13 protein-coding genes are annotated in these 16,868 nt (G+C 32.3%); 11 read left to right on the plus strand and 2 right to left on the minus strand.

Going from position 1 to position 16,868, the window contains the following annotated elements; genetic code table 11:
• Positions 1 to 2: 2 nt before the first annotated feature.
• The 7 genes from Q0870_RS05510 to Q0870_RS05540 all read left to right on the plus strand — a co-directional run bounded on the left by Q0870_RS05510 (position 3) and on the right by Q0870_RS05540 (position 9,775).
• Positions 3 to 1,136: an FIST N-terminal domain-containing protein gene (locus Q0870_RS05510; RefSeq protein WP_298552986.1), complete on the plus strand. Its 1,134-nt coding sequence runs from the start codon at positions 3 to 5 to the stop codon at positions 1,134 to 1,136.
• Positions 1,136 to 2,185, plus strand: coding sequence for an ATP-binding protein (locus Q0870_RS05515; RefSeq protein WP_298552990.1), 1,050 nt, complete (start codon positions 1,136 to 1,138; stop codon positions 2,183 to 2,185). The genes Q0870_RS05510 and Q0870_RS05515 overlap by 1 nt, the downstream gene beginning before the upstream one ends.
• A 3-nt stretch (positions 2,186 to 2,188) precedes the next feature.
• On the plus strand, positions 2,189 to 2,506 hold the full coding sequence (locus Q0870_RS05520; protein WP_298552999.1) for an Hpt domain-containing protein: 318 nt from the start codon (positions 2,189 to 2,191) through the stop codon (positions 2,504 to 2,506).
• Positions 2,507 to 2,516: 10 nt separating this feature from the next.
• A complete protein-coding gene (locus Q0870_RS05525) occupies positions 2,517 to 3,227 on the plus strand; it encodes a LytTR family DNA-binding domain-containing protein (RefSeq protein WP_298553007.1) in 711 nt (236 codons plus the stop codon).
• Between the two features lie 183 nt (positions 3,228 to 3,410).
• Positions 3,411 to 3,710 (plus strand): GIY-YIG nuclease family protein, encoded by a 300-nt coding sequence (locus tag Q0870_RS05530; RefSeq protein WP_298343034.1) that lies wholly within the window; start codon positions 3,411 to 3,413, stop codon positions 3,708 to 3,710.
• Between the two features lie 650 nt (positions 3,711 to 4,360).
• Entirely contained in the window at positions 4,361 to 6,940 is a 2,580-nt protein-coding gene (locus Q0870_RS05535; RefSeq protein ID WP_298553034.1) for a T9SS type A sorting domain-containing protein, read from the plus strand.
• 945 nt (positions 6,941 to 7,885) lie between these two features.
• On the plus strand, positions 7,886 to 9,775 hold the full coding sequence (locus Q0870_RS05540) for an ATP-binding protein (protein ID WP_298553049.1): 1,890 nt from the start codon (positions 7,886 to 7,888) through the stop codon (positions 9,773 to 9,775).
• A gap of 204 nt (positions 9,776 to 9,979) precedes the next feature.
• Here Q0870_RS05540 and Q0870_RS05545 read toward each other — a convergent pair whose 3' ends face one another.
• The gene (locus Q0870_RS05545; protein WP_298553061.1) at positions 9,980 to 12,040 is read right to left on the minus strand and encodes a tetratricopeptide repeat protein; all 2,061 of its coding nucleotides are present in this window, start codon (positions 12,038 to 12,040) and stop codon (positions 9,980 to 9,982) included.
• A gap of 195 nt (positions 12,041 to 12,235) precedes the next feature.
• Positions 12,236 to 13,372 carry a response regulator gene (locus Q0870_RS05550; RefSeq protein ID WP_298553448.1) on the minus strand — a complete coding sequence of 379 codons (1,137 nt, stop codon included), beginning with the start codon at positions 13,370 to 13,372 and terminating at the stop codon, positions 12,236 to 12,238.
• A 199-nt stretch (positions 13,373 to 13,571) separates the two neighbouring features.
• Here Q0870_RS05550 and Q0870_RS05555 point away from each other — a divergent pair, with 199 nt between their 5' ends.
• The 4 genes from Q0870_RS05555 (at position 13,572) to Q0870_RS05570 (ending at position 16,727) form a co-directional block, all read left to right on the plus strand.
• Positions 13,572 to 14,744: a glycosyltransferase gene (locus Q0870_RS05555; protein WP_298553075.1), complete on the plus strand. Its 1,173-nt coding sequence runs from the start codon at positions 13,572 to 13,574 to the stop codon at positions 14,742 to 14,744.
• A gap of 138 nt (positions 14,745 to 14,882) precedes the next feature.
• Complete coding sequence (locus Q0870_RS05560) at positions 14,883 to 15,161, plus strand: STAS domain-containing protein (protein ID WP_298342999.1); 279 nt, start codon at positions 14,883 to 14,885, stop codon at positions 15,159 to 15,161.
• Positions 15,162 to 15,184: 23 nt separating this feature from the next.
• Positions 15,185 to 15,493: an STAS domain-containing protein gene (locus tag Q0870_RS05565; protein WP_298342995.1), complete on the plus strand. Its 309-nt coding sequence runs from the start codon at positions 15,185 to 15,187 to the stop codon at positions 15,491 to 15,493.
• A complete protein-coding gene (locus tag Q0870_RS05570; protein WP_298553091.1) occupies positions 15,483 to 16,727 on the plus strand; it encodes an oligosaccharide flippase family protein in 1,245 nt (414 codons plus the stop codon). The genes Q0870_RS05565 and Q0870_RS05570 overlap by 11 nt, the downstream gene beginning before the upstream one ends.
• Positions 16,728 to 16,868: the final 141 nt, after the last annotated feature.

Below are 16,868 nucleotides of genomic sequence, written 5' to 3' on the forward strand. Positions count from 1 at the left end.
AAATGAAAATAGTACAATTAAAAAAACATAAGGAAAGTGATTGGGAATATTTGTCACCAAAGCAACCATTATCTAAACCCTTGGTTTTGGTTTTAGGAAACAGGTACTTGTTAGAAAATGATACTATTTTTGAAGAAGTGAAAACTTTGTTTCCAGATGGGGATATCGTTTTGGGTTCTACAAGTGGCGATATTACTTCAGATGCAGTTGATGATGATAGTATAACGATTACTGCCATAGAATTTGAAAAAACAGAGTTTTTAATTAAAACGAGTAACGTTTTAAATTCAGATTTAGACAGTCATAAAACGGGTGTAGATTTATTAAAGCAATTTCCAGAGGAAGGGCTAAAATATGTTTTTGTATTATCAGAAGGCAGCTTTATAAATGGAAGTGAACTTACTAAAGGGATGAACACCTCTACAAGTAATAATGTGTTAATTACAGGAGGATTATGTGGTGATGCAGCTCGATTTGAAAAAACTTTAGCAGGCTATAATGAGAATCCAAAACCAGGCGAAATTATAGCTATAGGGTTTTATGGTGAATCGTTTGAGGCTTCATTTTCAATTCATGGTGGATGGACACCGTTTGGTCCAGAACGTGTGGTTACCAAATCAGAATCCAACGTACTTTATGAGTTAGATAATCAACCAGCATTGGACTTGTATAAAAAATACCTTGGTGAAAAATCTAAAGAATTACCAGCTGCAGCATTGTTGTATCCTTTAAATGTGAAATCTACGGAAGAAAAACAATCTTTTGTGCGAACCATACTTAACATAGATGAAGCTGATAATACCATGATTTTAGCTGGCGATATTCCAGAAAATTCTAAAGTACAGTTAATGATGACTAATGTTGATAACATAGCAAATGCATCTGAACGTGCTGCTAGACAAGCTTTAGAATTAAGAAGCACAAAACCACAATTGGCTATATTAGTTAGTTGTATTGGTAGAAAATTAGTTTTAGATCAGCGTGTAGAAGAAGAAATTGAAGAAGTAGTTGCTGTGGTAGGGAATGAAACTACAATATGTGGTTTTTATTCCTATGGCGAGATTGCACCCTTTCATGGTGAAAATAATTGCCAGTTGCACAACCAAACCATGACTATAACGCTAATAAGCGAATAATGAATTCATTACTAAAACGTCAAATACGAAAATATTTATCTGAAGAACAAGTATCTTCTGAGGGTTTAACTGCGTTTTTAGATGCAATAAACCGTTCATATACTAATTTTGATGAACAGTATGTGATGCAACAACGCGCCATGTCTATCAGTTCAGAAGAATTGTTTATTGCTAATGAGCAGTTAAAACAAGAAGCGATTGCGCAAAAGGAAGTAATTGATAAGCTTAAACACGTTATTGAAACCCTTAAGTTTTACGAATTACCAGATCATAAAAATTTAGATAATGTAGATTTAGATGGTTCTAAACTTGTAGATTTTATAGATAATCAAACCAAAGAAATTGTAAAGATTAATAAACAGCGTGAAAAACTTTTAGAAGAGTTAGGACATCAAAATCAAGAACTAAGTGATTATGCACACATGGTGTCTCACGATTTAAAATCGCCTTTGCGAAGTATTGATGCTTTAACAGCTTGGATAAGTGAAGACTATAAAGAAAAGCTAGACGAGAATGGACGTGAAAGTTTAACACTTATTAGAAATAATGTTGAAAAAATGGATACGCTTATAAGCGGTATTTTAGATTATTCTACCATTAATAAAAATCAAACTGAATTCTATGAGGTTGATATTGATAAGCTAGTAGATAATATTATGTCTACTATGTTGGTGCCACAACATATTACTTTTGAAAAAGCTAATAAATTGCCAGTAGTAAAAGGCGATAAATTTAGATTGCAACAACTTTTTCAAAATCTTATAGATAACGCTATAAAGTATAATGATAAGTCGGAAGGGCTGATTGAAATAGGTGTTAAAGATGACATTAAGTTTTGGGAATTCTCTATTAAAGATAATGGTAAAGGTATCGATAATAACTATTTTGATAAGATATTTAAAACATTTCAAAAGCTAGAAAATAATCCTGAATCTTCAGGTATAGGCTTATCTATTGTCAAAAAAATAGTAAATCTTTATGGTGGTGACATTTGGGTAAAATCTGAAATTGAAAAAGGCACAACCTTTCATTTTACATTAAAAAAATAAAAGATGGAACAACCTAATTTATCCTATATAAACGAATTGTCTGGAGGGGATGATGCTTTTAAAAATAAGTTGATTGCTATTGTAAAAAAAGAATTTCCAGAAGAAAAGGAAGTGTACCTTAAAAATTTTGAAGGAAAAAAATTTAAGAAAACCGCAGAAAACGTCCACAAACTTAAACATAAAATTAGTATTTTAGGGCTCGAAGAAAGTTATAAAATAGCTGAAGATTTTGAAGATAACCTAAAAGAAAGTAATATTTCTGGTTATGAAACATTTAATGAGATTCTTCAAAATATAACAGACTATTTAGAGACGTTATAAAGCCACTTTAATGAATTGTATTATCATAGATGATGAAGCTACAGCTAGAGCAATTATCATTCAGTTGTGTTCAAACATTCCAAGTTTAAATATTTTAGAAGAGTTTCCTAATGCACTACAAGCAATAAAATATTTAAATCAACATGAAGTGGATTTAATTTTTCTGGATATTCATATGCCCGATTTTACAGGTTTCGATTTTATTCAAACCTTAAAAAACCCACCTAAAATCATACTCACAACTTCTGATGCTCAATTTGCTATTGAGGCGTTTGAGTACGATTGTATTGTAGATTATTTAGTAAAACCTATTGCATTACCACGATTTGAAAAAGCGATTAAAAAAGCTGAATCTTTTGCAGCAACAACTTCAAACACTACTGAAAATGATAAAGTAGAAACTACTTCTGGTAATGATTTGTATGTGAATATTGATAGACGTTTGATAAAAATAGATATTCCAAGTATATACTTAATTGAAGCTAAAGGCGATTACATATATGTAAAAACAGAGGATAAGAATTACACAGTACATTCTACGTTAAAGAAAATAGAAGAAAAATTGCCTAATGATTTATTCTTGAAAATTCATCGCTCATACGTTATTAATGTCCAAAAAATCATTGATATTGAGGATAATAGCGTGCTTATTAAAAAAGATGTTATTCCTGTAAGTCGTTCTAACCGACCAGAATTAATGAAGCGATTAAACTTGCTTTAAACACATCTTGTCATTTGACAGAACGAAGTATGCGCGACGAGAAATCAAATGTTTTTACGCCAATCAACAGATACTTACTCGAATGAGGTGTCTCAATCGTGCCTCATTTCGACATGACTAATGTTTCATAGTCATTTCGACGTCAGGAGAAATCACATTCGAGTAAGAAATAATTATTTTAGTATGGAAAACAAATATTTCGTTTACATCATAACCAATAAATACAGAACAACTTTATACATAGGCTTTACTAATAATATTCAAAATAGACTAGCACAACATTATTTTGATTCTCAAAATGCTAAAAAATCATTTGCAGGTAAGTACGGTTGTGTTTATCTGGTATATTATGAAACGTTTGAATTTCCAAAACAAGGTATTGCAAGAGAAAAAGAATTAAAAAAGTGGAGGCGGGAAAAGAAGAATAAATTGATTTCAGATTTTAATCCAAAATGGGAAACACTTAATAATGAAGTATTTTAAGTCATTTCGACGTTAGGAAAAATTGCATTTTGAATAATGTTATTTTGTTATATATCAATTAAATGAGATGTCTCAATCGTGCCTCATTTCGACATGACTAACGTATATTAATTAACTATTCATAGTCTTTTCGACGTTGGGAGAAATCTCATCATGTATATTGTTATTAGGTTTTATATCACACAAATGCGATGTCTCAATCGTATCTCTTTTCGACATGACAACACGAATCTTAATAAAGATATGTCAACTTATCTTACTTCCATTCAGCCAAAATAAATCCTTTTAATTATTTGAATACTATCATATACCAATTCTAGCTACCTAATTGCACTAAGACCCATATGGCATAGACGTTCTACAACAATAGTAATGCCGCATTAATCTCAAATAGTAGTAATAAAGTTGCACTTCATCGGTAAACTTCATGTTTCAACTGTTAAAATATTATGTAATTCAACTAATAAAAAGTAATTACAACATTATAAATAATCTTTTTCGTACATTAACATTGTGTTATATAAAATATCATACATTTCAATTTAAACTTAACCATTTAGCCATTCGTCTACAGTAAACTTTCATCTAACGAAAAACAACAAAACCCCCTTACCAACCAACCTACATTTGTAGTGTAAAACAAAGAACCCATGAAAAAATTAATACTGTTATTATTTATCACTAGCGCAGTTTACGGACAAGATACGCCATTTAACTGCGATTATAACGCCTACTTATTTCAATATAACGATGTATATGCTATCGATTTAGCTTCTGGAAATTCGTACCAAGTAGCTAAAGATGTAACACAAGGCACTATAAATGCAGCTGCTTATAATCCAGCAGATGGTTATATCTGGGGTTCATTAAGTTTTCCATCAAAATCTATTGTACGCATAGGAAAAGATTTTTCTACACTTATTTTTTATGTAGATGAATTACCAACTAATGGTCGCTATATAGGCGATGTAAGTGCAAATGGGGTGTATTACCTTAAAGGTGGTGGTACAACGTATTATGCTATAGATTTAGATCCAGAATCAGAAAACTATGGGCAACACAAAGCTACTTTAGACTTGCCTCTAAACATAAGTATTCACGATTGGGCATTTAACGCTGTAGACGGGCAATTATATACTGTAGAAAAGAAAACAAACATATTATATAGAATTAATGCTGAAACAGGTACCATTAAAAGTTTAGGTGAAGTACCAATTTTATCAGGATTAAATTACACATACGGTGCCGTTTATTTTGATGCTTCTGGTCGTTTTTATGTATCTGCTAACCAAACAGGAACTATATATGTCATTCAAAATGTGCAAGATGTAAACAGTGCAGCCGATATGGAATCTAATTTATTTGCTTTTGGGCCATCAAGTTCTCAAAACGATGGCGCACGTTGTCCTACAGCACCAGTACCACAAGAAATTTGTGATAATGGTATTGATGATGATGGCGATGGTTTAATCGATTGTGAAGACCCATCATGTTCAGGTTACGCAGGGTGTCCTGTAATTGAAACTTCAATATCATCAAGTGCAAACGAAGGAGGGTTAGAGAGTAATAACAGACTATCAGAATTAATCAACAAACGTAATTTTAATCGTGTAAAACGCAATTACAATTTTGATAAAGCAACAGCAAAACGCTTTAAAAAGTCTGCCACATACGGTAAAACGGTCTCAGGAAAAGGCAACGGCTTTCAATTATCAGATTTCATTCCGTTAGAAGTTGTAAACGAAGACGAAGCCATAGAATCTTCTCCAACAGATTTAATAGGTATTACCAATGCAAAAGAAGTCTATTCAGTAGATTATATGAAGCATAACGAAGCCATAGCCTCAATTTTATTACTAAAAACAGACAATGGCGTATACGAACACACCAAGTACATCTGCGATAGGTTATTAGGAGCAGAATTAGTATCAGTATCCACTATAGAAATTAAAGAACAACAATTTATAAAAGCATTAATACGCAATATAGATGGCAGCTTAGAGTTTGTACTAAGTTTTTCAGCCAAAGCCATAGATAACGATACCAATTTTGCGATAGAAAGTCACTGGAATTTAGATAAATACCAAGAAAATGTAGGCTTTTACAATTTCCAAATCTGGTCTAATTCTTTAGACGATTTAGTAAAACTAGGCGAAGAAGTGGTAACGTTATTAGACATTCAAAAACCAGTAACAAGTTATAACAATTCTGCGGCACCAACTGTATTTGTTAAATCAGGGAAATACCGTAACGGTAAGTTAGACTTACAAATTGTAAACACTAACAAAACTACAAGTGTAGTATTTGATGGCGGACTAAGAACAACCGAAACAGAGACTGTAGAAATGGTATCAACTAATATAACATTAGATGAGCATTACATTTCAAATGTAGAAGTAGATGCAGGAAGTTTATTTGATGTAGGGTTTAGAATAGGCGATGGCGTTAACACACCAGACGATTTATTCCTATCAGACGGTCCCTGGGGCTACGACGATGCACAAGCCAATGTAACACGTTTTGATGTGGCACCAAATACCACAACATTTAATGAAGACGTATATGCCGTAGAGCGCGACATCACCCTAGAAGCCACAACAAACAATTATGTAGCTACCTATCGTGCCTTAACGCCAAAATTTAACCCAATAGATTTATCAGAATTTAACAGCCTAAAATTAGAAGCAAAAGGTACAGGTACGTTAATAGTACGCTTGGTAAAAGAAGGCATCAGCAATTGGGAAGCACAGTATAAAACCAGCATTAATTTAACAGATGCCATTACAGAATACAACCTTATGTTTTCAGATTTCAGATCAACAAACGGTACACCGTTACAAGCCCATGATGTTACCTCAATAGTGTACACCATGCTAGCCGATAATGGCGAAACACAAACCAAAACAATGACGCTACAGCAAGTACATTTTGCAAACACCGAAGCGCTATCAGTAAGCGATATAACAGAAAATCAAGGCGAAACCCTATTGGCATCACCAAACCCAATGCGCTCAAACACCACCATATTGTTTAACGCAAAAGTTCACGAAACGGTAACCCTAAAAATGTACAACCAAATGGGCGCCTTAGTAAAAGAAATAGACTATTCCGTTAACCGCGGAGAAAATAACCTGCCACTAAAAAGAGGACAATTAAGTTCAGGCATGTATTTCTGCAAAATTGTAAGTAGCCAAAACCAGTATCAAACCCTAAAACTACTCTTAGATTAATTAATAGCAAATTAACATAAGTGGTTTGAGCGAAAAACGAAAGTTTTTCGCTTTTTTTTATTGTTCGACTTTTAAAATAATTAGGGCGTTACCACAAGGGTCGGGCTTTCTGCTATATCTTTTTTTACGTCATTGCGAGGAGTGAGCAACGTGGCAATCTGTATAATAATAGTTCTACACTAATTTAGGTCTTTCACAAAAAAAAAGGATGCCGCTACAATCCCTAACGCGGGTTCATCCGCCAAAGCCAATTACTAAAATATAATGTTCTGTCATTCCTGCGAAGGCAGGAATCTATAAAAATTGAGTTTCAAAAATTTTTAATTAATCATTTTTATTATAATGCGATTTATCGTCGCTCTTCCGATAACTATCGGAATCGCTCTGTCGAAATGACAAGGAATGTTAAACAAATTTGTGTTAGTCATGTCGAAATGAGGCACGATTGATACATCGCATAAGAATAAGCATGTTGGGTTAACAAAAATAATGCGATTTCTCACATAAGTTCGAAATGACTAAGCAACATAAATTAAAAAGCGATTAGTCATGTCGGCGATAGGAGGTATTACATTTGAGTAAGCAAATACAGTGGGTTATTAAAATAATGAGATTTCTCGTCGCTCATGCTTCGCTCTGTGAAATGACAAAGGCGTGTAAACAAAACAACGTTAGTCATGTCAACGATAGGAGGTATTACATTTGAGTAAGTACTACACCATAAAACAAAAGCATACAACTGTAAACCCTAACGCGGGTTTAGGACAACTATTTGTATATTGTATTAAGTAAGAAAATTATAGGTTTTTATGGTATTGTTTAGTATTTTTCTGGCAGATTAATAAAACTTTATATGTATTAAACTTTTGTATAGCTAACCAAAACAGAGGTATAGGCTTATAAAGTTCCGCATATAAACGAGTTGGCATTCATTTAAAATAACCTATGAGACTAATAGAATTACGATTAAAAAATTTCAGATGTTATAAAGATGAAGTCAAAATAAAAATTGACGACCTTACCTGTATAATAGGAAAAAATGATATCGGAAAATCAACAATTCTTGAGGCATTAGATTGCTTTTTTAATGATAATATTGATAAAGGAGATTTAAGTACCGATTGTGAAAATACCATCATCGAAATAACTTGTTTATTTGACGAAATACCTAAGATAATAATTCTAGACTCATCTGTTGAAACAAGTCCAAAAGAAGAAAATATCTTAAACCAACAAGGTCATCTCGAAATTAAAAAAGCTTTCAAAGTCGGGAAAACTATTTCAAAAGCAACATATCTAATTGCTGAACATCCTACTCACGAAAAACTAATTAACATTCTTAGTCTTAAAAATACACCTTTAAAAAATCTAGCAGAAGAAGTTGGAGCAAATTTAGAAGGCATTAAAAAAACTAAAAATCCACCTTTAAGAAAAGCGATTAGAGAAGCTGTTGAAAGTGAAAAACAACTTACCGAACTTAAAGTAGATGGTAGCTTAGATTCTGATAATAATCTAAAAACGTTGTGGTCAAAACTCAAAACCTTTTTACCAATCTTTTCTTTATTCAAAGTCGATAAAACAATAGATGACAAAGATAAAGATGTACAAGACCCAATGAAACACGCAATAAAAGAATCTCTTGCAGTACCGAGGATTCAACAGTTGCTCTTAGAAATTGAGAAAGAAGTTAAAGAAAAATCTACAGAAGTTGCAGAGCAAACTTTAGAAAAATTAAGAGAAATTGATGAAAGTCTAGCTGAAAAAATGAAATCTGATTTCAATAAGGTTCCTACTTGGGACAGGATTTTTGACTTGACTTTACTCAATGAAAATGACATTCCTTTAAACAAAAGAGGAAGTGGTGTAAAAAGACTTGTGTTACTGGCCTTTTTTCAAGCACAAGCAGAGAAAAAGAAACTCGAAAATAATTCACCAGGTATTATTTATGCAATTGAAGAACCTGAAACTTCTCAGCACCCAAATCATCAGTTAATTTTAATAAACTCATTAAAAGAACTTAGCGAACAAGATAATATTCAAGTTCTATTTACAACTCATAGTTCTAATTTAGTCAAAGAAATACCAATTAACTCTTTGACATATATCTACAAGAATGAACACGGAATTAATGTAGATTATGGTAAAAATTCGGAAACAGGAATATTTAACGAAGAGACTTTAAATAAAATAATTAAAACTTTAGGTGTCTTACCTAATCCTAAAGATTCTGTTCGTTCTTTACTTTTTGTAGAAGGAAACCACGATATAAATGCTTTAAAAATATATAGTCGAATATTAAATCAAAATGATGATTCAATAATTAAATTGGAAGACAATTTTGAAATAGGTATTATTATTTCAGGTGGCTCTAGTTTAAAATTCTACATAGATAACAAATATTTAAATGGACTAGGGAAACCAGAAGTTCATATTTACGACAACGACATTTTGGAATATAGAGCATACGTTACTCGAATAAACGATGAAGGAAACCCTTCAAAAAAAGCGTTTAACACAACAAAAACGGAACTTGAAAACTTCTTAACTAAAGAAGCTATAGAAGAAGCCTACGCACAAAATGGAACAATAATGACAGTTCCAGAAATAACGGATGAAATGGATGTTCCTAAAACAGTTGCTAAAGCACTATATGAAACGTCAGAAGAAAAAGTCTGGGATGATTTAGAAGCATCTATGCAAAAAAGAAAAGAATCAAGAGTGAAAAAATTATTAAACACTCAGGCAGTTGAAAAAATGAATATTGATAGAATTAATCAAAGAAATGGATTTGAAGAAATTAAACTTTGGTTAGACACATTAAGAGATATTGAATAAAAAACGAAATGCCAACAATGTATATAAAAAATAGGGCGAAAGTGCTTAAACAAAGGCTAGTGTTTTTCTACTAAGTCCGCCATATTTTTAATTTGTATTTTAGATAACGAAAAGATAAAAATAAAATAAAAAATATGGCTATGTGCAAAACCGAAAGTAAGTGCTTATCAACCGCCCTACTTTTCATATACTAACCGTTTACATTTACCTCCTAAACCCAGGAACGCCACTCAAATACCACTTAAATCGTACCCCAATTTCATTAAGCGTAAAACCAGCTGCTGTAGCAGAGGCAATATTACTTCGGGTGCCATACAGGTTTAACAACGCACGTTCTGTAAACTTGTAGCCTAATTTTCCTTGTATGCGGTAGGTGCTTTGGCTGCTATCGTCTTCAATATATTGCAAACCTGTAGCTGCAGTTAACTCGTAAAACCACGCCTTAGGTTTTGTAATGGCTTCATCTTTTATAATGTTTACAAATACTTCGCCAGCATTAAACTGTTTTGGGCTAAAATAAATGGTTGGTACTTGGTTTTTAAACGTAATGTATTGGTAGTTTAAACCCGCTTTTAAGGCAGGTTTTGCAAGTATGTTATAGTAAAGCGAGGTAAATAATAAGTTTCTAGCATTATCATCGTTTTGCCAGGTGTAAAAATACTGTGTAAACCAACCTAAATTAAAATTGGTACTTAGGTTATAATTGGCGTACAAGTTATTCATCACGATTTCTCTGTTTAATAATTCGGCATTAAAACTTTGTACGTCGCTTTTATACCCAATATCTAAAACTTGTAATTTAAAGGGTTTGATGTTAAAGGATAAATCGGTTACCAATTGCGTATAATCGTTCGTATTTGCTTTAGCTGCTGTTACGCCAGCAGTTCCTGTAAAGGTTATGTTTGGTAACAGTTGGTAAGCTAAACCCAATGAAAAATCGTTTGATGTGGCATCAAAATTAGTAACTTTATTGGTTGTGGTTCTATAACCATAACGCGCCAACCATTTAAATTTTGTTGAGGTTGGAAATTCAATATTAGTTTGTACTGCAAAGGCTTTGTTATCGCCATTATCAAAAGAGTAGGAGGCTTTAGTTTCCCAAAATGGTGTAAAACTCGTGTTTAAGCTTGTAATAAAATTGGTGGCATCTTTTTGCTTGTCGTAAAATTTTAAGGTGTTTTCTGCAGATTGGTAGGCGTCATCATATTTCCCTAAAGCTTTTAAGGCATTTGCTTTTCCTAAATTACCATCAAAAGAGGTGCTATCATTTTCTAAAATACGGTTGTAGTCAGCAACACTCTTTTTAAAATCACTTTTATAAATATTTAAAGTAGCGCGTAAGGCTAAAATCCAATTTTCGTTGGGTTGCGCTTCATATAATTCATCTATTAAAACTTGAGCCGCTTTATAGTTTTTATTCCAAATAAGCGCTTGTATGTAACGTTCTTTGGTGTGTTGTATTAGCGTTGCATCATTTAAGTTTGAAATCGTGTTATACGCGTCCTTACTAATGTTTAAAGCGGCTTTGTCTTTGCTTTTTAAATGTTTTACTAAGGCTAATCCATTTAATGCTAGTGTTTTGTTTTCTGGAGTGTTGGCTATGGTGTTGTACGTGGTTTCGGCATTATCAAATTTGCCTGCAATTACATAGAGGTTGGCTAAATTTAAAAGCGTGTCCTTATCATCTTTAAAAAGGGCTAAGTTGTCTTTTAAAAGGCGCTCCGCTTCATCATAATTTTGAGCTTGTTGATTTTGATACGCATAGCCCAAATAGATATATTTTTTAGAGGTTAAAGCATTTTGATTTCCTGGAGAAACCTCTAACGCTTTATTCACATAAACCAAAGCATCAGGATATAATTTTAAGTTAGATAGGGTATTGGCATAACCTAAAAGCGCAGGGAAACTTTTATCATCTTCTTTAATTAAGTTTTCGTAAAACGATTTTGCATCTATGTAGTTTTTATTCCAAAGTAAAGATTCTGCATAGTTTAATTTAATTTCAAAATCGTTTGGATAGGTGTTTAATAAGTTAGTAAAGATACCCACGGCTTTTTCAGAATTACCTAATAAACCAACAGCTCTTCCATAACACAACTTAGCGGTTTTATTTTTTGGATACTCCTTTAATACGGTTTCAAAAAACGATTCGGCTTCTGCATATTTTCCAGTTTCTAAATAGGTAAATCCTTCTTGCATGTTTTGTGTATATGCTAAAGTAGTAATGAAAAAGGCGATTATTGCGCTATAAAATTTAGTACTCATTATGTTGTTTTTGTGATACTGCAAGTTAAAACCAAAACCTGTTTCATTCATCTACAGTAATTTGCCACTTACCGATATGTAATTGCTATTCATTGTATATAAGTAAAATGTTAGGTTAATCACCGCATGTGCTAACCCAAAAAATGTTTAGCCAATTTTAAATGGAGTTACTTAAAAAGGCAAAGTTTATACTTTTTATTTATAGTGTAATGCAATTTGCCCAAGCTGCCCTACAATTTTAATAGAATCTTTCATAGACAGTTTAGAACCATCTGCATGTATCCATCGTTTTAAAGGTTGTTCACAGATGTATGAAATGGCTTTTTTCTTTCCGTAATGCTTTCGCATGCGTATAAAAATCTCAACATCAAAAATCCAAGCACTTATAAACTTATCATTAAACATGTGTTTTACAATATCCTTATCCATAATTTTTGCACCACATTGGGTATCGTTAAACGGCATCCCTAATATCGTTCTTATAATAAGGTTTATGGTTTTACTAATAATTTTTCTGGCAGATTCTTTGGTAATATCTGCACCCATCCGGCTCATTCTAGAACCACTTACAATTTTAAAATCTGAAGTTTCAATAGTTTTAACCAAATCATCAAAATCTCTAAAATCGGTGGATAAATCGGCATCTAAATAGCCTATATAATCCAATTGCGGATCTTTGGCTAAATGTAAAACACCTTGCCTCACAGCCTCAGCTTTTCCGCCGTTTTTTTCGCAGTTGTATACACTAATATTAGTTTCTCTATCTTTTTTTAGGTTATTTAAAACTTCTAGTGTTTTGTCGGTACTACCATCATTTACAAAACACAAATGGTAGCCCAAGTTACTGTCTACAAAATCAATAAACTCTTTACTTAATAAACGCTCTTCTTCATTATAACAAGGTATTACTACACCAACACAGCGTTTTTGAAGCATTTGGTCTTTGGTGTCTTTGTTTTGAAGTTTATCTATTTTAATACCAAATATTCTAGAAATTCTTACGGTAACTTCGTTTAATGATACGGGTTTTTTCATATAATCATCAATACCTAAATCAAAACCATCAATAATAGTATCTTCACTGGTATTTCCTGAAAGCACTAATATTTTTACTTGAGATTTTTTTTCGATTCTTATATGTTTAACAACATCTAAACCAGACATGCCATCCATATTTATGTCTACAATTACAATGTCGGGTTTATAGGAATCAAATAGTGCTAAGCCTTCTTCTCCTGTACTAGCACATTTGATGCTAAAACCTAAATCGGTTAAATGTTTTTCTAATGATAACAGAATTAATTGCTGATCATCAATGGCTAAAATTTTTATCATGTTGGTAGGTTTTTGGGGTTGCTATATCAATTTTAAGTTCAATTTTTTGACCTTAGATGTTGTAAATATAACTTTTTTTTGAAAGAAATGTATTATTTTTTTGTATTTTTTATCGACAAATGGTATATTTGTTCGTTTTCGTGTCAGTTTTTAGCAATTAGAACGAAGATTATTTTAACCCCAAACCAACCATATTATGAAGTTAGCCATTGTAACAGCCTACCCACCAAGTAAAGTAACTCTTAACGAATATGCTTACCATTTAGTAAAGCATTTTAGGCAAAAACAAGAAGTTTCAGAATTAATTTTATTGTGCGATTATACCAAAGCCGAAAAAGATATCAACTTTACTGAAGCTGGTTGTAAAATTACCATAAAAGAATGTTGGTCTTTTAATAGTTACAAAAATATAGTGAGCGTTACAAAAGCTATAAATGTAACAAAACCCGATGCCGTATTGTTTAATTTACAGTTTATGAAATTTGGTGATAAAAAAGTTGCTGCGGCTTTAGGGCTAATGCTACCTTATGTATGTAAGCTGAAAAAGATACCAAATATCGTGCTGTTGCATAATATTTTAGAGGAAGTAGATTTAGGAAGCGCTGGTTTTACAACAAATAAAGTTTTAACAAAGTTATACAGTTTTATTGGTACCACGCTAACCAAGTTAATTCTTAAAGCAGATGTTGTGGCTGTGACCATGCAAAAGTATGTTACTATATTAGAGAATAAATACAACGTAAAGAATGTGAAGCTGATACCACACGGCACATTTGAAATTCCTAAAGAGCCTAATTACATAACACCATCAGACCCCATGCAAATAATGGCTTTTGGGAAGTTTGGTACTTATAAAAAGGTGGAAGCGATGATTGAAGCTGTGGAAAAAGTAAGAAAATCGACTGATTTAAACTTAGAGGTTGTTATTGCCGGCACAGATAATCCTAATGTTCCTGGGTATCTAGCTAAGGTAAAAGAAACCTATAAAGATGTACCGCAAATTCGCTTTACGGGTTATGTTGAAGAAAACGAAGTTCCTGTATTGTTTAATGAAAGTACAGTTGTTGTTTTTCCGTATACGTCTACTACAGGAAGTTCTGGTGTTTTACATCAAGCAGGAAGTTATGGTAAGGCAGTGATTATGCCAGATTTGGGAGATTTAGCTCTTTTAGTTAAAGACGAAGGCTATCAAGGTGAGTTTTTTGATCCTAAATCTGTGGATAGTTTAGCCAAAGCTATTGAGAGTATTGTAACTAATAATGATTATAAAGTTAAGTTAGGACAAATCAATTATAAAGCTGCAACGGCACACCCTATGTCGGATATAGCAGATATGTACCTTAACACTTTTAAAGCTGTAGGAGCTTAGTCTCTATGTTTTAACCATTCATCTACAGCTATGTACAACTGGACGAAATAGGAGAAACGCTTAATGCTTTTTCCTAGATATTTGACCCAGATTAACTTATTACCCCAAACTTATATTAACAAATTAAACTTTAAACTTATGGCACTCAAAATCACACAAAACAAAGAAATTTTTTCAGTATCAGGAATCATTAATGCTATTACAGCTGCAAACTTCAAAAAGCATATCAGCTTAGGTATGAAAGATGTTGAAGAGTTGGTTATTGATATAGAGCATGTAACAGAAATTGATTCTAGTGGAATGAAGGCAATGCGATCTTTATATGCAGATTGTATGGCAATAAATAAAAGAGTTTATATTGTTGGAACAGGGTGCAAAGAAGTGTATGACGATTTGTATGTAAGTAATGTAGCCTAATTGTATCACCCTAAATTTATGTTATGATGGATTTCCAGATAGTAAATAATAAAGGTGTTTATGAAATACATGGTGATTTTACAACTACCAACACAAATGAAGCAGCTCTATATTTCAGTAACTTATTGGATAAGTATTATGAAATAGTGATATGCTTAAAAAAAGTGAGAAAATTTGATGACAGTGCTTTGAAAGTTATGCAGTTTTTAACTAATAAAGCCACAAGACGAAGTAAGACGCTCTTTGTTCTAGGAAAAAACAATAAGCGTATTACAAGTTTATTTAACAAAACTAGTTTAAAAGGTATTTTTAGAAATGATTATGACTGCTAAAACCTTACTAAAAAAAATTACGCCAGAACAGCTATTCATGTTAAGTGTTTTAGCTGTTAATGGCGGTAATTATTTATATAATCTTATTCTTGGCAGGCTACTTGGTCCAGCTGAATTTGCAGATGCTGCTGTACTCATTACATTTTTATTAGTATTATCGTTTGCAGCTATGACGTTTCAATTAGTAACTGCAAAATTCTCGGTACTTTTTGAGCATCAAATTTTTAAAAGCTTTATAGCAAAAGTTTATAAAAATGCACTTTTAGTTGGGATTTTAATGGGATTACTCATTGTTGTTTTTGCTTCAGAATTACAATCGGTGTTTAACACCTCGTCATCAAATATGTTTGTTGTGTTTGGTTTTGGTGTGCCTTTGTATTTTTTAATGAGTGTGAATAGGGGCGTATTTCAAGGCAAAAAAGCATTTAAGCATTTATCGATTACGTATCAATCTGAAATGTTAAGCCGATTAATTATCACTTTAGGATTAATCTTGATTTTTAATATCCAATCTTCAGTAGTTATTGCCATTGGTATTTTGGCATCTTTTGTATTTGGACTTTTTCCTTTTAAGTCTGAACATGTGTCGTTTAAAAAAATAGTAGCACTTCCAGAAGAACATTCAAAACCCATTAAACATTTTTTCATCATAACTGCATTTTATGAATTAACGCAAATCATTATTAATAATAGTGATATTCTATTAGTGAAGCATTATTTTGAATCTTACGAAGCTGGATTATACGCGTCTTTAGCTTTAATAGGTCGTATTGTTTATTTTATCGCATGGATGTTTGTAATGTTACTACTACCAACTGTTGTACAACTCAAAAAAGATGGTAAAGAAACCGCATCAATACTATTTAAATACATCGGTTACATTGCAGCAATATCTATCACAATTATTTTGGTTTGTTTGAGTTTTCCAGAGCTTATTATTAATATTTTGTTTGGAGAAAGTTATATCGCTATGGCGCCTTTGTTATGGCAGTATGCTATCGCTACTTCTATGTTCGCGATATCTAATATTTTCGCGTATTACTATCTGTCTTTGGATAAATATGTGCCAGTCATTATTTCGGGTGTATTTGGGATGCTTCAAATGGTATTGGTGGTCTTTTTTCATGACAGTTTAGAGCAAGTAGTCCATATGCAAATTATTGCTATGGTGTTGCTTTTAGTCATTCAGATTGTGTTTTTTAAGCTGGATTCTAAGTCTTCAAAAAAGGTATAATAAAACCTTTTCTTCAAAATTGATGCGATTTATTGTTGCATATGCTTTGCGTTTTCGAAATGGCTAAGCCATATAAATAAAAGAACAATAGTTTTCTAGAAAATGAATACTATTGAAATATTTCATATAAGACAACAATGC

The organism is uncultured Algibacter sp., assembly GCF_947487575.1.
Classification (GTDB): Bacteria; Bacteroidota; Bacteroidia; order Flavobacteriales; family Flavobacteriaceae; genus Algibacter_B.